The organism is Micromonospora coriariae (genome assembly GCF_900091455.1).
Lineage (GTDB): Bacteria > Actinomycetota > Actinomycetes > Mycobacteriales > Micromonosporaceae > Micromonospora > Micromonospora coriariae.
In genome coordinates this window covers 5,767,794-5,785,485 of record NZ_LT607412.1, presented here as the reverse complement: position 1 = coordinate 5,785,485, position 17,692 = coordinate 5,767,794, and the positions used below count along the sequence as shown (strand labels likewise).

At 72.5% G+C, this 17,692-nt stretch carries 15 protein-coding genes; 6 read left to right on the top strand and 9 right to left on the bottom strand.

Annotated elements, in window-relative coordinates; genetic code table 11:
* Positions 1–42 precede the first annotated feature (42 nt).
* From GA0070607_RS26795 to GA0070607_RS26785, 3 genes are all read right to left on the bottom strand, one after another.
* Positions 43–1,050, bottom strand: coding sequence for an ABC transporter substrate-binding protein (locus GA0070607_RS26795; protein ID WP_089020666.1), 1,008 nt, complete (start codon positions 1,048–1,050; stop codon positions 43–45).
* Between the two features lie 23 nt (positions 1,051–1,073).
* Positions 1,074–2,030, bottom strand: a complete 957-nt coding sequence (locus GA0070607_RS26790) for an ABC transporter permease (protein ID WP_197701175.1) — start codon at positions 2,028–2,030, stop codon at positions 1,074–1,076.
* A gap of 178 nt (positions 2,031–2,208) precedes the next feature.
* The gene (locus GA0070607_RS26785; RefSeq protein WP_089020665.1) at positions 2,209–2,928 is read right to left on the bottom strand and encodes a cupin domain-containing protein; all 720 of its coding nucleotides are present in this window, start codon (positions 2,926–2,928) and stop codon (positions 2,209–2,211) included.
* A gap of 92 nt (positions 2,929–3,020) precedes the next feature.
* Here GA0070607_RS26785 and GA0070607_RS26780 point away from each other — a divergent pair, with 92 nt between their 5' ends.
* A complete protein-coding gene (locus tag GA0070607_RS26780) occupies positions 3,021–4,094 on the top strand; it encodes a LacI family DNA-binding transcriptional regulator (RefSeq protein WP_089020664.1) in 1,074 nt (357 codons plus the stop codon).
* Between the two features lie 2 nt (positions 4,095–4,096).
* On the top strand, positions 4,097–5,110 hold the full coding sequence (locus tag GA0070607_RS26775; RefSeq protein ID WP_089022126.1) for a phosphotransferase family protein: 1,014 nt from the start codon (positions 4,097–4,099) through the stop codon (positions 5,108–5,110).
* Between the two features lie 224 nt (positions 5,111–5,334).
* Here GA0070607_RS26775 and GA0070607_RS26770 read toward each other — a convergent pair whose 3' ends face one another.
* The gene (locus tag GA0070607_RS26770) at positions 5,335–6,621 is read right to left on the bottom strand and encodes an MFS transporter (RefSeq protein WP_089020663.1); all 1,287 of its coding nucleotides are present in this window, start codon (positions 6,619–6,621) and stop codon (positions 5,335–5,337) included.
* Between the two features lie 123 nt (positions 6,622–6,744).
* Between GA0070607_RS26770 and GA0070607_RS26765 the strand changes: the two genes are divergently transcribed.
* Together GA0070607_RS26765 and GA0070607_RS26760 are read left to right on the top strand one after the other, a co-directional pair.
* Complete coding sequence (locus GA0070607_RS26765; RefSeq protein WP_089020662.1) at positions 6,745–7,950, top strand: NAD(P)/FAD-dependent oxidoreductase; 1,206 nt, start codon at positions 6,745–6,747, stop codon at positions 7,948–7,950.
* Complete coding sequence (locus GA0070607_RS26760; RefSeq protein WP_089020661.1) at positions 7,947–8,867, top strand: RNA polymerase sigma-70 factor; 921 nt, start codon at positions 7,947–7,949, stop codon at positions 8,865–8,867. Before GA0070607_RS26765 ends, GA0070607_RS26760 begins: the two co-directional genes overlap by 4 nt.
* 139 nt (positions 8,868–9,006) lie before the next feature.
* Here the strand turns inward: GA0070607_RS26760 and GA0070607_RS26755 are convergent, their stop codons facing one another.
* The 5 genes from GA0070607_RS26755 to GA0070607_RS26735 all read right to left on the bottom strand — a co-directional run bounded on the left by GA0070607_RS26755 (position 9,007) and on the right by GA0070607_RS26735 (position 15,467).
* Positions 9,007–10,854, bottom strand: a complete 1,848-nt coding sequence (locus GA0070607_RS26755; RefSeq protein WP_089020660.1) for an IucA/IucC family protein — start codon at positions 10,852–10,854, stop codon at positions 9,007–9,009.
* Entirely contained in the window at positions 10,851–11,459 is a 609-nt protein-coding gene (locus GA0070607_RS26750; RefSeq protein ID WP_089020659.1) for a GNAT family N-acetyltransferase, read from the bottom strand. The genes GA0070607_RS26755 and GA0070607_RS26750 overlap by 4 nt, the downstream gene beginning before the upstream one ends.
* Entirely contained in the window at positions 11,456–12,745 is a 1,290-nt protein-coding gene (locus tag GA0070607_RS26745; protein ID WP_089022125.1) for a lysine N(6)-hydroxylase/L-ornithine N(5)-oxygenase family protein, read from the bottom strand. The genes GA0070607_RS26750 and GA0070607_RS26745 overlap by 4 nt, the downstream gene beginning before the upstream one ends.
* Positions 12,746–12,774: 29 nt before the next feature.
* Positions 12,775–14,325 (bottom strand): pyridoxal phosphate-dependent decarboxylase family protein, encoded by a 1,551-nt coding sequence (locus tag GA0070607_RS26740; protein ID WP_408630851.1) that lies wholly within the window; start codon positions 14,323–14,325, stop codon positions 12,775–12,777.
* A 110-nt stretch (positions 14,326–14,435) separates the two neighbouring features.
* On the bottom strand, positions 14,436–15,467 hold the full coding sequence (locus GA0070607_RS26735) for an ABC transporter substrate-binding protein (RefSeq protein WP_089020658.1): 1,032 nt from the start codon (positions 15,465–15,467) through the stop codon (positions 14,436–14,438).
* Between the two features lie 245 nt (positions 15,468–15,712).
* On the opposite strand from GA0070607_RS26735, the gene GA0070607_RS26730 reads away from it, so the two are divergent.
* Positions 15,713–16,663 (top strand): FecCD family ABC transporter permease, encoded by a 951-nt coding sequence (locus tag GA0070607_RS26730; RefSeq protein WP_089022123.1) that lies wholly within the window; start codon positions 15,713–15,715, stop codon positions 16,661–16,663.
* On the top strand, positions 16,660–17,688 hold the full coding sequence (locus GA0070607_RS26725) for a FecCD family ABC transporter permease (protein ID WP_089020657.1): 1,029 nt from the start codon (positions 16,660–16,662) through the stop codon (positions 17,686–17,688). Before GA0070607_RS26730 ends, GA0070607_RS26725 begins: the two co-directional genes overlap by 4 nt.
* The last annotated feature ends 4 nt before the right edge of the window (positions 17,689–17,692 follow it).

Genomic DNA, 17,692 nt, shown 5'->3' with positions numbered 1-17,692 from the left:
CCGATGGCGGTGCCGGCCTGGGCCGGCGCGGCGGTCACCGGGTCACCCCTGGGCCGCGTACGAGGCGTCCCAGTACGCGTTGGGTGCGCCCGGGTCCTTCAGCTCCGCGTAGCGGGACATCAGGTCGATGGTCTCGGTCCACTGGGCTTCGGTGTTCACGCCGGGCGGGCCGTCGGCGCCGATCAGCGGCAGGTTGAGGGTGAGCTGCTTGGTGAGCACCTCGGGTGCGGGCTCGTTCTCGGCGAGGGCGGTCATCGCGCTCACCGCGCCGGCCGGGTCGCGGGCGGCCTCGGCCCAGGACTTCTGGGTGGCCCGGACGAACTTGCGGGCCAGCTCCGGGTCCTTCTGGAGGGTCTGGGTGTTGGCGATCAGGCCGGTGCCGAGCAGGTTCATGCCGTAGTCGGCGAAGAGCAGCACGTCGACCTTCTTGCCGGTCTTGCTCTCGATGGTGGGTGCCTGGTCGTGGAAGAAGCCCATGATGGCGTCGACCCTGCCCTCGGCCAGTGCAGCGATCTTGCCGGCGGCGTCCACGTTGACGACCTTGACGTCGTCCTTCTTGAGGCCGTTCTTCTCCAGCCAGGCCGGGAAGGTCGCGTAGAGGGCGTCGCCGGGGGTGCCGCCGACGGTCTTGCCCTTGAGGTCGGCCGGGGTCTTGATGTTCTCCTCCGTGAAGAACTCCACCGAGGACGGGCCCTTCTCCAGGTACGCGCCCAGGCTGCGCACCGGCATCCCGCTGGCCACCGACTTGAGCAGCACCGGGCTGTCCGCCCAGCCGAAGTCGGTCTGCTTCTGGGCGACCTGCTTGACGGTGTTGCCGGAGCCGTTGCCGGGCAGGATCTTCAGGTCGATGCCCTCGGCGGAGAAGAAGCCCTTCTGGAGCCCGTAGTAGAACGGGGCGTGCTCGCCGTAGGGCACCCAGTTGAGGGTGAGGGTGACCTCTTTCTTGCCGTCGGCGCCGGTGCCGCCGTCGGAGGAGTCGTCCCCGCCGCAGCCGGTGGCGGCGAACAGCAGGGCGACGGTGGCCAGGATGGTGGTGGCGGTGCGTTTCATCGGTGCCTCCGTGATGGGGTCGGTCAGGAGGTGGTGAGCGGTACGCCGGCCCGACGGCTGGCGTGCCAGGGAATGAGCAGTGCCTCGGCGATCTCGACCAGGACGAACAGGACGATGCCGATGGCGGACATCAGGATCAGATCGGCGAACAGGAGCGGGGCGTCGAGGTTGCCGTTGGCCAGCAACAGGACGTAGCCGAGCCCTTCGCTGGCGCCGACGAACTCACCGACCACGGCGCCGACCACCGCGAGAGTGACCGCCACCTTGAGGCCGGCCATCAGATGTGGCAACGCGTTCGGAAAGCGGATCTTGCGGAAGGTGCGCCAGGGCCCGGCGCCCATCGTGGCGGCGAGGTCGAGCAGCTCCGGGTCGGTGGAGCGCAGCCCTGCCACGCCGGAGATGACCACCGGGAAGAACGCGATGAGGACCGCCAGGATGATCTTCGGGGTGAGGCCGAGGCCGAACCAGACCACAAGCAGTGGTGCGATGGCGATCTTTGGAATGACCTGTGCGAACAGGACGATCGGGTAGAGCGCCTTGTCCAGGGTGCGCGAGTATGCGATGGCGACCGCGGCGGCCAGCCCCAGCGCGGCGGCCAGTACGAAGCCGAGCACCGTCTCGTAGAGGGTGACCATGGTGTGCCGAACCAGCTCCGACCACTGCTCGGTCATCGTGGTCCAGACCTGGCCGGGGGTCGGCACCAGATAGTTGGGCACGTACTCCCGGGCGGCGACGAACCACCAGGCGGCGAAGAACGCCGCCAGCACCAGCGCCGGGCGCCAGAGCGAGTCGGCGAGGGCCAGCGCACGGCGGCCGAGCGTCGGTCGTGACGGTCGGCCGCCGGTCCCCGGTGGCGGTCCGACCACTGCGGACGGCTGACCGGCGTCGGTCGACCCGGTCGCCGCCGATGCGGCGGGTGCACCGGCCGCCCTCGCGGCGGCGGCCTGCTGGCCCGCCGTGTCCAGAGCGTTCTCGGTCACGCGGAACCTCCTCGGGACCCGGCACGACACCCGCGCACCGGGCCGGTCGGCGTATCAGGCAAACGCTTTCCTGGAGCGTAGGCGGCACCCTCACCCCGGGCAAGGCCTTTCCTCGATCTGTTTCTTCCGCCCCTGCGACCGGCTCAACCGCAGCCGCGCGACAGTCCATACCGGATGTTCAGCTGCTGGCCGGGTAGGTGTCGAGGAGGCCGCACATACCCAACCGGCCGCGCTCGACCGGCTCGTCCACCGCGTACACCCCGGCGTCACCCAGGTGCCCGGGATCCCCCCGCTTGAGGGCGTCGAGCTGCGCGGCGGTGTCGGCGGCGGCACGGCCCGCGCCGTCCTCCCACCGCTGCCGCCACCGTGTCACCAACGGCTGGCGCAGCGCGATCGCGGCGGCGTGGAACGCGGCCAGCGCCATCGGCCCGCCGGAGCGCAGCGCCTGAAAGCCGGTCACCGCCAGATCCCGCCGGCGGTACGCGGCGTGCACGTCCGCGCCCGGCGCTCCCCCGTCGGGCAACGCCGCCGCCGCGGCGTACGCGGCCGGGTCGGCCAGCACCTCGGGTGGGAAGGTCAGCACCGCGTCGCCGGCCTCGGGCAGGCCGCTGTTCTGCATGAGCACCACAATGGTCAGCCCGCCGCCGTTGACCAGGCGGTGCACGGTGCCCGGCTCGAACCAGACCACAGCACCCGGCCGCAGCGGCGTCTCCCGGAAGCCGGCGGTGGTCAGGGTCTGCACCACGCCCTCGCCGTCGGTCACCACGTACCCCTCGGTGCAGCACAGGTGCACGTGCGGGGTGCCGCCGACCAGGCCGTCCGAGGCCACGGTGTCGTAGACGCGCAGTCGGGACACCCCGATCCCGCCGGGCAGCGGGGCGGCGAAGCGTTCGGACACGGCCGGCCTCCCTGCGGGAAAGGGCTTTCTCTGCGGTACCGTGACGCTAGCCGGCACGGCGAAACGCCGTCAACAGACCGAGGGGGCGGGCCATGGCGACCCTGTCCGACGTGGCGCGACGCGCGGGCGTCTCGCCCGCCACCGCCTCCCGAGTGATCAACGGCAGCAGTAAGCCCGTCACCGACGAGCTGCGCGAGCGGGTGCTCGCCGCCGTCGCCGAGTTGCAGTACGTGCCGAACGCGCACGCCCAGCTGCTGGCCCGCTCGCACCGCAGCGCGGTGGGCGTGATCGTGCACGACGTCTCCGACCCGTATTTCGCCGAGATCACCCGTGGGCTGCAACGCGTCGCCACCGACAAGGGCCGGCTGCTGATGATCTGCAACAGCTACCGGGACCCGGACCGCGAGTTGGAGTACGTGGAGCTGCTGCGCGGCCACCAGGTGGCGGCACTGATCCTGGCCGGTTCCGGCTACCACGACGACGCGTTCACCCGGCAGCTCAACGAGAAGCTCGCCGCGTACGAGGCGACCGGCGGCCGGGTCGCGGTGATCGGCCGACACGAGCACTCCGGCGACGCGGTGATGCCGGACAACCGGGCCGGCGGCTACCTCGCCGGGCGGGAGCTGTGCGAGCTGGGCCACCGGGCGATCGGCGTGGTGGCCGGCCCGCGCATCCTCACCACCACCACGGACCGGCTCGCCGGGCTCCGGCAGGCCCTGACCGAGCAGGGCCGCGACCTGCCCGAGCGGCGGATCCGGTACGCCGAGTTCGACCGCGACGGCGGCGCCGAGGCCACGGCCCGGCTGCTCGACGCCGACCCGGAGCTGACCGCGATCGTGGCGCTCAACGACTCGATGGCGATCGGCGCGCTCGCCACCCTGCGGTCGCGCTCGCTGGCCGTGCCGCAGCGGGTCTCCGTGGTGGGCTTCGACGACATGCCGATCGCCCGGGACGTGACTCCGGCGTTGACCACCGTGCGGCTGCCGCTGGTCGACATGGGGGTCCGCGCGATGTCCCTGGTGCTCGGCGCGGAGGCGCCGGCGCCGCGGGTCGAGGTGCTCCCCGCCGAGCTGATCCGCCGGGACACCGCCGGCCCCGCCCCGCGATCCGCACGGGACAAAGCCGGGGCGGCGCCCCGCCCGCGTCAGGGTGACGTCCGCTCGTGACCGTGGCGAGCCCGACACAGCGTCCGCTCACGACTGACGACGTGACGTACCTGGTCCGCGCGTCGTTCGGCCCGCACACACGGGTACGTGACTGCGGCCCGCTGACCGGCGGCGGCTACGCCACGGTCTGGTGGATCCTGCTCGCCGACGACCGCCGGGTGGTGTTGAAGCTGGCCCCGCCGGCAGGTACGCCGCTGCTGCGCTACGAGCGCGGGCTCTGCGCGGCCGAGGCCCGGTACTTCCGGCTGGTCGCCGAGCAGGCCCCGGAGGTGCCCGTGCCTCCGGTGCTGCACCACGGCACCGACCCGGCGTACGGCGAGTGGCTGGTCACCGGAATGCTGCCCGGCCGGTCACTGTACGAGTTGGCCGAGGCCGGGGCGACAATCGACGACGGCCCGGCGCGGTACGACCTCGGCGCTGCCCTCGCCGCTGTGCACCGGGTCACGGGCGACCGGTTCGGCTACGAGGGCGAGCGGGCCAGCGGGGCGACCTGGTCGGCGGCGTTCACGGCGATGCTCGACGCGCTCCTCGCCGACGCCGCCGACTGGGACGTCCGGCTGCCGGTCACCCCGGACCGGTTGCGCACGCTGGTCGGGCGGCACGCCGGCGCGCTGGACGAGGTGCGTCGCCCCGCGCTGCTGCATTTCGACTGCTGGGACGGCAACGTGCTGACCGCGCCCGGCCCGGACGGCCGGCTACGGCTGAGCGGACTGGTGGACGGCGAACGGTTCCTGCACGGCGATCCGCTGCTGGATCTGGTCTCGCCGCTGCTCTACCGGCGGGTGGAGGACGAGCCGGAACATCCGCTGCTGCGCGGCTACCGTGCCGCGGCCCCCGAGCCCTTGGTGCTGGACGCCGCGGCCCGCCGCCGACTCGGTCTCTACCGGTTGCACCTGTACCTGCTGATGACGGTGGAGATGCCGAGCCGGGGCATGACCGCGCGCAGCCATCCGGGCCGACATGCCCAGCTGGCGGCCCTGCTCGATGCGGAACTCGCCGCGCTCGGCACGGACTGACCGCGCGTAGCCTGCTCCGGTGCGGATTCGGGAGTTCGTCGTTCCGTCACCCCACCCTCGGCCGGGTCGGTCTGCACGTCATCTACCAGGAGTTCTGACCGGGTCTCGGCCCTCCTCGGCGGCCGGCCGGGATGCCGCTCGAAGCCTTTCGAGCTGATGTCGTGGACGACTCACCGCTCTCCCGCGCCTGACTGAATCGTTGACGACATCAACTCGACAGGGTCTCAACCAACAACGGTTCCGCCGGCTGGCGCAGGCTGGAGTTCTTGCGGGAGTGTCGGCTCCGAGCCGGCTCGGCGGATCGGCGTGAACAGGCCACCGATCGCGACCAGCAGACATCCCGCCCCCGCCACGACGGCGACCGCAGCGACGCCGTACCGGGCGGCGGCCCAGGTCAGCGCGACCGCACCGGCCGGTCCGAGGGCGTAGTGGGTGCTCCAGAACGCCGAGGTGACCCGGCCGAGCAGATGATCGGGAGTGATCTCCTGGCGCAGGGACATCGAGCAGATCCCGCCCACGCTCAGGCAGCACAGGTACACGGCGGTGAGCGCGGTGACCGTCGGCACCGTCGTCGCGAGGCCGACGCCCGCCACGGCGAAACCGCAGATCGCGTGCGCGCCGATCCAGGTGACGCCGAAGCCGCGTCGGCGGCGCAGCGGGGCCACCAGGAGCGCCCCGGCGATGGTGCCCACCGCCGCCAGGCCGAGCACCGTGCCGACAGTGCCCTCGGAGCCGCCCAGGTCATGCGTGACGTGGTAGATCAGCACGTCGGTGAAGCCGTAGGTCAGGAAGATGAAGACCGACAGCAGCACGGTCAGCGCGCGGAGCACGGGTTGGCGCCACAGGAACCGCGCCCCGGCCAGGAACTCGACCAGCGGTCGCTGCCGGGTCACCGGGGCGGCGTCGTCGGGCTGGGCGGGTCGCAGCCGGATCAACCACAGGCCCACCGTGGAGATCGCGAAGCTCGCCGCGTTGACGGCGATCGCCACCGCCGGACCGAACCGGGCCGACACCACGCCGGCGAGCAACGGCCCGAGCACGGCCGCTGCCGCGTACGTCGCCTGCAACCGACCGTTGGCCTCGGTGATCCGGTCCCGGTCGACCAGGTTGCGGACCGCGGTCACAGCGGCGACCTGGAACACCATCCCGGCCGCCTCGCAGATCGGCAGGACGACGAAGAGCAGCCAGACCTGCGGCCCGGCGAGCCAGGCCAGTGGCACCAGGGCGTAGAGCACGAGGCGGGCGAGGTCCGTCACGATCATCAGGGTCCGCCGGTCGTACCGGTCGACCAGCACACCGCCGAAGATGCCGGCGACGACCGACGCCGCGCCCGCGACGGCGGTGAGCAGGCCCATCCGGGCCACCGACCCGGTCGCCTGGAGCACCAGCAGCGGCACCGCGAGGTACGCGAACGAGTCGCCGGCCGCGGAGAGCGACTGCGCGATCCAGTACGTGCCGAACGTGCGGTCCCGCCACAGCGAAAGCCGGACCGCACCGGCAGGTCGACTCATGGCGACGAGGGTAGTGGGCGCGGGCGCCCGGCATCCGCTGTGCCGGGCGTCACACCAACCCATGTCACGAATCGTCGGGCGACGCGCATCTCGTGGTCGTCACCCAACGAGAGAGGCCAGACGATGAGCACATCGCACCAAGCCGGCACGGCCACCACCCACCGCGTGCTGATCCTGGGCGCGGGATACGCGGGCATGGCCGCCGCGATCCAGCTCGCCGCCCGCACCAGGCGGCGCGCCGACGTGCAGGTGACCCTGGTGAACGCGCAGGAGCGGTTCACCGAACGGTTGCGGCTGCACATGGTGGCGACCGGGCAGCACCTGCGCGAGATGGACATCCCGGCGCTCCTGGCCGACACGGGCGCGCAGTTCGTCCGCGGCTGGGTCACCGCGGTGGACGCGCACGCGAAGACCGTCCGGATCGACGACAGCCGGGTGCTGCACTACGACACGCTGGTGTACGGCTTGGGCAGCGTGGCCGACACGGCGCTGGTGCCGGGGGTCGAGGAACACGCGTACACCTTGGACAGCGCCGACGACGCGGCGTCGCTGGCCGACCGGCTGGCGCCGCTCGCCGACGGCACGGTGGTGGTCGTCGGCAGTGGGCTGACCGGGGTCGAGTCGGCCGCGGAGATCGCCGAGCGGTACCCGGAGCTGAACGTCGTCCTGGTGGGCCGGCGGGAACCGGGCGCCACCCTGAACCCCAGGGCCCGGGCCTATCTGCGGGCGGCGCTCGATCGTCTCGGTGTCCGGGTGCGCTGCGGTACGGCGGTGACGAAGGTGCTGCCCGATTCGGTCGAGCTGGCCGGCGAGACGCCCATCGCGGCCGACGTCGTCCTGTGGACCGGCGGTACGCGGGTGTCACCGCTGGCGACCGCCGCGGGCCTGACCGTCGACGACGGCGGTCGCGTCGTCACCGACGCCACACTGCGGTCGGTGTCGCACCCGGACGTGTACGCGATCGGCGACGCGGCCGCGATCCGGCAGGGCTACGGCGTCATGCACGGCACCTGCCAGAGCGGAATGCCGACCGGCGTGCACGCGGCGGTGTCGATCGCCCGCGCGCTGGACGGCAGGCGGCCCCGGCCGTTCCGGTTCGGGTACTACCACACCCCGGTGAGCCTCGGACGGCGTGACGCGGTCGTGCAGTTCACCCACCCCGACGACAGCCCCCGCCGGGTGTGTCTGACCGGCCGCGCGGCGGTCTGGTACAAGGAGACTGTGAGCGCATCCCCCTGGCCGACGTACCGCCGCATGGTGAAGCTGCCGTCCTCCGGCGCGTTCTGGCCGCGCGGTGGTCGCTTCACCCGCCTCCGGGACGCGCGGTGACCCGCCCGCAGTCGGACGCCGACCAGGAAGTCTTTCACCGCCATCGCAACCTGCTGTTCTCGGTCGCCTACCGCATCCTCGGCTCCGCGGCCGACGCCGAGGACGCCGTCCAGGACGCGTGGATCAGGTGGTCCGGGGCCGACCGCGCCCAGGTGGCCGACCCCAAGGCGTACCTGGCACGCATCGTCTCGAATCTGGCGTTGCAGCGTCTGCGCTCCAGCCAGCACCAACGCGAGACCTACGTGGGGCCGTGGCTTCCCGAGCCTGTCCTGACCGATGGTGACACCGCGGACGCCGTCACCGACGCCGAGTCGGTGTCGATGGCGATGCTGGTGGTGCTGGAAACGCTCAGTCCGCTCGAACGCGCGGTGTTCGTCCTGAGGGAGGTCTTCGACTTCAGCCATGCCGAGATCGCGGCGGCGGTGGAACGCTCCGAGGCCGCCGTGCGCCAGGCCGCGCACCGTGCTCGGGAGCACGTGCACGCCCGGCGACCACGCTTCACCGCTGACCGGTCGCAGCAGCGCGGGGTCACCGAGCGGTTCCTCGCCGCCGCGAGCGGCGGGGACATCAACACCCTGCTGGAGCTGCTGTCGCCGGACGTCACGTTGTGGACCGACGGCGGCGGCAAGGTCCGCCAGGCCCTGCGCCCGATCGTGGGCGCGGAGACGGTCGCCGCCTGGTTCGCGGCCATCGGCACCGTCACCTACCAGGGAGTCCGGCCCGACGACATGCGCGCCGCCCTGGTCGAGATCAACAACGGGCCGGGCGTGGTGTTCAGCGGTGCGGGCCGGGTGATCGCCACCGTCACCTTCGACATCGACGCGGACGGCCGCATCACCACCATTCACAACGTCGCCAACCCGGACAAGCTCCGAGCCGTCGGCGACGGCACCACCCGCCGCCTCACGACGAGCTGAGCCGGCCGAGCCCGACCAGGGCCCAGGCGAGCAGCCCGAAGCAGACGGCGTCACAGCGTTGGGCGCATACGCGAGCGTCTCGCGGTCGCGCTCCGGCCGGATGTCCGCCTCGCCGACCCGGCCGGAGCGCGCCCCGCTGTCACCGGGCCGGCGCGTAGCGGGCCAGCGGATTGGTCAGCGTGCCGACGAACTGGAGGGCGGCCGACGGGTCGGCCAGGTCGATCATCTGCTGGTTGTCGCGCAGTTGCAGCCGGTTGAGGCAGGACAGCGCGAACTCCGGGGCGAACAGGTCGTAGCGGCGGGCCCTCTCGGCCAGGTGCGGCACCCGGTCCAGGTAGTCGGCGGCGCACGCCGCGACCGTACGCCAGAAGGTCTCCTCGGCCAGCACTCCGGCCTCGACCAGCACCGCGTTGAGGTGGCGCAGGAAGCAGTCGACCACGTCGGTGAATATGCTCAGCAGTTTGGTGTCGTCGGGCACCTCGACCCGGATCCGCTCCACCGCGGGCGGCAGCTCGACCTCGGTGCTCATCACCGCGATCTCCTCGGCGATGTCCTTGAAGATCACCCGCTCGACGGTGTTCCGCTCGTCGAGGACCAGGATGACGTTCTCGCCGTGCGGCATGAAGGCCAGATCGTGGGCGTAGAAGCTGTGCAGCAGCGGGGTCAGGTAGCCGTCCAGGTAGCGGCGCAGCCACACCTCGGGGGCCAGCCCGGACCGGGCGATCAGCTCCGCCGCCAGCGAGCCGCCCTCGTCGTCCACGTGCAGCAGCGCGGCCATGGTGGTCAGTCGCCGGCCCGGCGCGAGGCCGGGCACCGGGCTCTCCCGCCACAGCGCGGCGAGCATCTTGCGGTACGGGGAGGTGCGGTCGGTGGCCGCCTCGTACTGCCGGTGCCGGTAGCCCACCGCGGCCCGCTCCCGGATGATCGTCAGCCCGGTGCCGGACAGCACCTCGTCGCCCGCGATCAGCTCGGCCAGCCAGTCGTTGATGGCCGGGGTGGCCGCCATGTACGCGGCCGACAGTCCCCGCATGAAGCCCATGTTCAACACCGAAAGGGCGGTCTTCACGTAGTGTCGGCCCGGCTCGGTGACGTTGAAGAACGTGCGGATGGACTGCTGTGCGAGATGCTGGTCGGACCCGGGGCCGAGGTGCACCAGCCGACGCTCGGCCAGCTCGCCGGCGAAGGTGACCGCCAGCTTGTTCCACCACTGCCACGGGTGCGCGGGAATCAGGTGGTAGTCGGCGAGATCCAGCCCGAGGTCGGCCATCGTGGTGGCGAACCGGGTCCGGGTGTCGGCGTCCAGCTCGCTCTCGATCAGCGTGTCGTAGTCGAGGTCGGCGGCGCTGCTGAACGTCGAGTGGTCCCGGTGCGCGGCCAGCCACTCCAGCCGGACCGGCGCGGCGGCCTCCGGGGCGTACCTGTGGTACTCGTCGACGCCGAAGCCGAGCCGGCCGTTGTTGGCCACGAAGCAGGGGTGGCCCTCGGTCATCGACGTCTCGATGGTCTGGAAGTCCGCGCCGGCCAGCTCGGCGGCGCTCGGCGCGGGTCGGGCCAGCTTGTACGCGGTGCCGGCGAGGGTGGAGGTGATCTCCTCCAGGTAGACCGGGAGCACCCGCGCGGAGAGCCCGAGCGTGTCGCGCAGCTCGACGATGAGGTCGACCGCGTCGGGCGGCAGCGCGACCACGTCGCGGTGCCGGGTGATGCTGTCCGCGTCGATCTGCCAGTGCGCCAGGGCGAGTACCCGCGCTGCGAACCGGTAGGTGACCGCGCCGTCGTCGCTGCGGACCTCGTACCACTGCCGGTCGTCGGTGCTGGCCGGGACGGGCTCCGGGGTGATCAGGCGTTCGTGGGCGAACTCGGCGAGCGCCTTGCGGACCAGCAGCCGGTTGGCCCGGGCCCAGCGCTGCGGGGTGAGATGCCCGACCGGGTCGACGGCGGCCGACGCGGCAGCGGGGGACGACTGGGTGGGGACGGCGGTGGCGGTCACGCCGGGGCTCCTTCGGTTCGGGTGGCGGCAGCGCGGTCGGTGGCGGCCCGGTCGGTCGCGGCGCGGAAGCGGGCCCGGGTGCAGACGCTCAGCAGCGCCTCCTTCTCGGGCTTGGCGATGGCGCCGACGACCTCGAAACCGACGGCGGCGTTCAGCGCGTGCACGGCGGTGTTGCGCACGTCCGGCTCGACCACAACGCGGCGGGTCGCCGGGTCGGCGAAGAGCCAGGCCATGACGGTGGTGATCACCGCTCGGGTGAAGCCGTGCACCGGGGTGTCGGTGGGTGCGCAGAGAAAGTGCATGCCCACGTCGCCGGGCTGGGCGTCGTACCGGCCGACCAGCTCGACGCGCGCCGGGTCGTAGCGTTCGGCCAGGAAGGCGGGACGCCCGTCGCACAGGCCGAGGTACGCGTCGTGGTGCGGGTGGGCGGCGATCCGCCGGTACTCCTCGGCCACCCCGGACGGGTCGGCGTCCTGCATCAGCCAGAACGCCGCCTTCGGGTGGGTCACCCAGGCGTGCAGCAGCGCGGCGTCGGCGTCCGGGTCGAGGGTACGCAGCGCGAACTCACCGAGCCCGTCGTCGATGCGGGTGAAGACGACGGTCACGACGCCACCCCGGCGGGCGCGCCGAACTCCTGGAAGGTGATGCTCTTCTCGATCGGATAGTGCTCCCGGCCGAGCAGCTCCCGGATGATCCACGAGTTGCGGTACGCCCCCATGCCCAGGTCCGGTGAGGTGATGCTGTGCGTGTGGGTGCCCGCGTTCTGCAGGAAGATGCCCCGGCCGGTGTGGTCGATGCTGTAGTTGCGGGCCACGTCGAAGCGGCCGTGCGCGTCCCAGCGGATCCGGTCGCGCACCGGCGTGAGGAACTCCGGCACCCGGTAGCGGTAGCCGGTCGCCAGCACCAGGCCCTCGGTCCGCAGGGTGAAGTCGCGCTCCTGTTCCACCTGGCGCAACCCCAGCGTGTACGCCCCGTCGTGGTGGTCGGCGCTGGTCAGCTCGGTGTTGGTGAGCAGCCGGGTGTTCACCGGCCCATCGACGCTGTGCGCGTAGAGCAGGTCGAAGATGTCGTTGATCAGGTCGGCGTTGATCCCCTTGAACAGCCCCTTCTGCTCGGACTCCAGCCGGTAGCGGGTGGCCTCGGGCAGCACGTGGAAGTAGTCCACGTAGTCCGGTGAGGTCATCTCGAGGGTGAGCCTGGTGTATTCGAGGGGGAAGAACCGCGGCGAGCGGGTGACCCAGTTCAGTTGGTAGCCGTACCGGCCGAGGTCGCCGAGCAGGTCGTGGTAGATCTCGGCGGCGGACTGCCCGCTGCCCACCACTGTGATGCTGCGCTTGGTGCGCAGCGCGTCCCGGTGCTCCAGGTAACGCGAGTTGTGCACCGCGTCGCGGGGCAGCCCGGCGACGGCGGGCGGCAGGTGCGGCGGGGTGCCGGTGCCGAGCACCAGGTGCCGGGCGCGGTACTCGACGCTCTCCCCCGCGCCGGTGTCCGCCCGCACCACGTACCGCTCGTCGGCCGGGTCGTACTCCACGGTGGTGACCGCCTGGCCGAAGCGCAGGTTCGGCAGCTTCGCCGCCGCCCACCGGCAGTACGCGTCGTACTCGCTGCGCAGTGGGTAGAAGCTCTCCCGGATGTAGAACGGGTAGAGCCGGCCGATCTCCTTGAGGTAGTTGAGGAAGGAGTACGCCGAGGTGGGGTCGGCGAGGCTGACCAGGTCGGCGATGAACGGGGTCTGCAACCGGGCCGACTCCAGCAGCATGCCGGGGTGCCAGGCCAGGCTCGGCCGGGCCTCCAGGAACACCCCGTCCAGCTCCTCGATCGGCGCGGTGAGGCAGGCCAGACCCAGGTTGTACGGGCCCAGCCCGATGGCGATGAAGTCGTGGGTGGACATCCGGCCCTCCAGGCGCGGGTTCGCCGGCATCAGCCGACGTGGCAGGTCAGGTCGGCGGCGGTACGGTCGTGCACGTACCGGCCGGCGTGGGTGGCGATCAGTTCGAGCACGTGGCCGACGTCGTCGAGAGTGGTGGCCGGGTTCAGCAGGGTGAACTTCAGGAAGTGCCGCCCGTCCACCCGGGTTCCGGCGACGACCGCGGCGCCGGTGGCGGCCAGCGCCTCCCGGGCGTGCAGGTTGGCCGCGTCGGCCAGCTCCCGGCCCGGGCCGATGGGCAGGTAGCGGAAGACCACCGTGCTCAGCTCGGAGCGGGCCACGACCTCGAAGCGGGGATCCTCGCTGACCAGCTCCCAGGCGTCGGCGGCCCGGTCGACCACCTCGTCGAAGAGCGCGCCGAGCGCGTCCGGGCCCATCACCCGCAGGGTCAGCCAGAGCTTCAGCGCGTCGAAGCGACGGGTGGTCTGCAGGCTCTTGTCGACCTGGTTGGGGATCCGCTGCTCCACCATCCGCGCCGGGTTGAGGTAGTCGGCGTGGTAGGTGGCGTGCCGCAGCACCCGCCGGTCGCGCACCAGCAGCGCGCTGGAGCTGACCGGCTGGAAGAACGACTTGTGGTAGTCGACGGTCACCGAGTCGGCCCGCTCGATGCCGTCGAGCAGGTGCCGCCGGGTCCGCGAGACCAGCAGACCGCAGCCGTACGCGGCGTCGACGTGCAGCCACACGCCGGCTGCCGCGCAGACGTCGGCCAGGTCGGCGATCGGGTCGATGGAGCCGAAGTCGGTGGTGCCGGCGGTGCCGACGACCGCCATGACCACCAGCCCGTCCTGCCGGCACCGGGCGATCTCGGCGCGGACGGCGGCCGGGCGGATCCGCCGCTGCGGGTCGGTGGGCACCGCGATCACCGCGTCCGGGGCCAGGCCGAGCAGCTTGGCGGACTTCTGCACGCTGAAGTGACCGGCGGCGGAGGTGAGGACACGCAGCCGGGGCAGCAGGTCGGCGCGGGCCGCCGGGGTGGTCGCGGCGGCGCACGCCTCCTCCCGGGCCAGCAGCAGCGCGTGGAGGTTGGACTGGCTTCCCCCGCTGGTGAAGACACCGTCGGCGGTGGGGCCGAGGCCGACCCGCGCGGCGGTCCAGTCGATCAGACGCCGTTCGATGAGGGTGGCCCCGGCGCTCTGGTCCCAGGTGTCCAGGGAGGAGTTCACGGCGGTGAGCATCGCCTCGCCGAGCAGCGCCGGGATGGCCACCGGGCAGTTGAGGTGGGCAAGGTAGCGGGGGTGGTGGAACCAGACGGCGTCGCGCAGGTAGACGTCCTCCAGTTCGTCCAGCGCGGCGCCCGCGTCGCCCAGTGGCCGGTCCAGGTCGACGCGGTCGACCACGGGAGCCAGTTCGGCGGGGCTGATCCCGGTGCCGGGCCGGTCCACGGTGGCCACCCGGCGGGCGATCCGGTCGACGCCGTCGGCGAGTGTCCGCCGGTACTGCTCGACCGAGTCGCCGTGCAGCAGCTGTGCCCGCGCGACGGCCGGCACGGTGGCCGGCGCCGACGGCGGCGCGGTGGTCTCGACGGGGTACGTCGGCAGGGTCACGGATGTCCTCCACGTTCTCGACGATGGGCAGCCGGAACCCTCCCCCGGCGCGCTCGAGCGCCGGGGGCGGTGCTGCCTTCGAATGGGTCGCCGGTCAGGCGGTCACGGCGTCAGCTGATCTTCTTCGCGTTCCGGATGGCGGTGGCGAGGTTCTCCAGCAGCGGCGCGGAGCCGGCGTACGAGAAGCGGGGCACAGTGTCCCACGGGGTCACCTGGTTGGCCTTGACCGCCGGCAGCTGCTGCCAGGTGGGCTTGGCGGTGAGGTCCTTGGGCTGCAAGGCGGTGCTGCGGTTGTCCAGCAGGATCAGGTCGGCCGGGAACTTGCCGGCGTTCTCCCAGCTCAGCGCCTCGAAGTAGTCGCCGGCTTCGAGCTTGGTGGGGACCACGATGTCCACTCCCAGCTCGGCGAAGTACATCAGGTCGGTGCTCACCTTGGGGTTGGAGACGTAGAACAGGTCGGGGCTGCCGGAGCAGGCCATGACCTTGATCCCCGGGTTGGCCTTGACGGCCTGGCGGACCGCCTCGGCACCGGCCTCGAAGCGGGCCTTCGCGTCGGTGACCTTCTTCGCGGACAGGTCCGCGCCGAGCGACTCGGCCAGCGCGGCGTACCGCTCGATGGGCTTGGTCATCGGCACCCGGGCGGTGGTGATCGCCACGCTCGGCGCGAGCGGCAGGATCTTGGCCTTGCTCTCGTCCGGCACGTACCAGAGGGCGTCCGGGTCGTACATGTGCGTGACCAGCAGTTCGGGGCGCAGCGCCGCGTACTTCTCCAGGCTGAACTCGCCCCACACGTTGCCGAGGATCTCCACGGTCTCGATGTTCAGGTCGCCGGCCTGCGGTTCGGCCGTGCCGTCGGCGCGCTTGGTCTCGCCGAACACGCCAACGACCTGCTTGTCGAGACCGAAATCGATCAGCGCCGCCGCGACCCCCGTGAAGGCCACCACGCGGGTCGGACGAGCGGCCGCCTCGACCTTCTGGTTGCGGTCGTCGGTGAACGACCAGGGGCCGTTTCCGTTGCTGGCGGCGGGCTTCGCGGCGTCGTCCTTGCCGCAGCCGGCGAGCAGGGTGGCCAGCGTGGCGGCGCCACCGGCGGCCAGCAGACCGCGACGGGAGAGGCGACGGGCGGACAGGGCATCGGGCATGGTGTTGTCTTTCGATCAGGGGACGGCCGGGTCGACCAGGACAGCGGGGTTAGGTTAGCCTAACCTCGTTCGTTGTCAACAGCGGTACGTCGTGTCGCCACACCCCGGAGCCCACACTGGACGCCACACCCTCCGCCACCAGACCGGCACCACGCGTGCCGGTCGGTCTGGCGGCACCACCCCCCGGACCACCGCCGGTGCGACGCGGTCGCGACGCGGCCCGCGCCGCAGGCCTGATCGGCGCCGTGGCGCTGCTCGGCGTGGTCCTGCTGCTCAGCATCGCGGTCGGCGCGAAGTCCATGTCACTCGGCGACGTCTGGTCCGGGTTGCTGCACCGCGACGCCACCGAGTACGCCGTGGTGCACCGGATGCGCCTGCCGCGCACCCTGCTCGGGCTGATCGCCGGCGCGGCGCTCGGGGTCGCCGGCGCGGTGATGCAGGCCCTCACCCGCAACCCGCTGGCCGACCCCGGTCTGCTCGGCATCAACGCCGGCGCCTCCGCCGCCGTCGCCTCCGCCGCCGCGTTCCTGGGCGTCACGGCCATCGGCGGGTACGTCTGGTTCGCGCTGCTCGGCGCGGCGGTGGTCACCGCGCTGGTCTACGCCGTGGGTGGCGGGCGCGGGGCCACCCCGGCCCGCCTCGCGCTGGCCGGCGCGGCGCTGAACGCCACCCTCTTCTCGTACGTGAGCGCTGTGATGCTGCTGGACACCGCCTCGCTGGAGCGGCTGCGGTTCTGGACGGTCGGCTCACTGGCCAGCGCGGACTCCACGACCGTGACCCGGGTGCTGCCGTTCATCCTGGTCGGCCTGCTGGTCGCGCTCGGCGCCGCCCGCCCGCTGAACGCCCTCGCGCTCGGCGACGACGCCGCGCGCGCCCTGGGCGCCCGACCCGCGCTGATCCGGGCCACCGTGATCGTCGCGGTCACCCTGCTCTGCGGCGCGGCGACCGCCGCCTGCGGGCCGATCGTCTTCGTCGGGCTGCTGGTGCCGCACCTGGTCCGCGCCCTGACCGGCCCCGACCTGCGCTGGCTGCTGCCGTACTGCGCGGTGCTCGCGCCGGTGCTGCTGCTCGGCGCCGACGTGTTGGGCCGGGTGCTGGGCCGGCCGGGTGAACTCCAGGTCGGCATGGTCACCGCAGTGCTGGGCGGTCCCCTCTTCCTCTGGCTGGTCACCCGCGGACGGGTGGCCCACCCATGACCATCCTCCGTACTCCGGGCGGGCTCTCGCTGCGCTTCCGCCCCCGCGCGCTGGTCGTCGGCTCCGGTGCCGCGCTGCTCGCCGCCGGGTTGGGCCTGGTCGCCCTGGGCAGCGGCGACTACCCGATGGGCGCGGCCGACGTGCTGCGCACGCTGACCGGCGGCGGCACCCCGGCCGAGCAGTTCATCGTCGGCGAGTTGCGGCTGCCCCGGCTGGTCACCGCCCTGCTGGTCGGCGCGGCGCTGGCGCTGGCCGGCACCGTGTTCCAGTCACTGGTACGCAACCCGCTGGGCAGCCCCGACGTGCTCGGCTTCACCCAGGGCGCGGCGACCGGCGCGCTGGTGGTGGTCGTTCTCGGCGGCAGCAGCCTGGCACTGGCCGGCGCGGCGGTGGCCGGCGGGCTCGGTACCGGCCTGCTGATCTACGCGCTCGCCTGGCGGCGCGGGGTGCACGGCTACCGGCTGATCCTGGTCGGCATCGGCGTCGCCGCGATCCTCACCGGCGTCAACGGCTATCTGCTGACCCGGGCGCCACTGATGGACGCCGCCCGCGCCGTGCTCTGGCTCACCGGCAGCCTGGACGGGCGGGGCTGGGCCAACGCCGGGCCGCTGCTCGCCGTCCTGGCCGTGCTGGCGCCGCTGGTGCTCATCGGCTGCGCCCCGGCACTGCGGATGATGGAACTGGGCGACGACACGGCCAGCGCCCTCGGCGTGCCGGTGCGCCGGCTGCGCCTGGCGCTGCTCGCCGCCGCGGTGCTGCTGGTCTCGTTCGCGGCGGCCGCCGCCGGGCCGGTGTCCTTCGTGGCGCTGGTCGCGCCGCACGTGGCGAAGCGGCTGACCCGCGCGCCCGGACCGAACCTGGTGCCCTCGATGGCGGTCGGCGCGGCGCTGCTGGTCGGTGCCGACCTGCTGGCCCAGCGGGCCTTCACCGGGCACCAGCTTCCGGTCGGTGTGGTGACCGGGGTGATCGGCGGCGGCTACCTGGTCTGGCTGCTGGCCATGGAACGCCGGGCAGGTCGGCTGTGAACAC

Excerpts from the sequence above, each read along its gene's own strand:
- GA0070607_RS26795 (WP_089020666.1), bottom strand. The coding sequence starts at position 1,050 with ATGAAACGCACCGCCACCACCATCCTGGCCACCGTCGCCCTGCTGTTC.
- GA0070607_RS26780 (WP_089020664.1), top strand. The coding sequence starts at position 3,021 with ATGGCGACCCTGTCCGACGTGGCGCGACGCGCGGGCGTCTCGCCCGCC.
- GA0070607_RS26770 (WP_089020663.1), bottom strand. The coding sequence starts at position 6,621 with ATGAGTCGACCTGCCGGTGCGGTCCGGCTTTCGCTGTGGCGGGACCGC.
- GA0070607_RS26765 (WP_089020662.1), top strand. The coding sequence starts at position 6,745 with ATGAGCACATCGCACCAAGCCGGCACGGCCACCACCCACCGCGTGCTG.
- GA0070607_RS26745 (WP_089022125.1), bottom strand. The coding sequence starts at position 12,745 with ATGTCCACCCACGACTTCATCGCCATCGGGCTGGGCCCGTACAACCTG.
- GA0070607_RS26735 (WP_089020658.1), bottom strand. The coding sequence starts at position 15,467 with ATGCCCGATGCCCTGTCCGCCCGTCGCCTCTCCCGTCGCGGTCTGCTG.
- GA0070607_RS26725 (WP_089020657.1), top strand. The coding sequence starts at position 16,660 with ATGACCATCCTCCGTACTCCGGGCGGGCTCTCGCTGCGCTTCCGCCCC.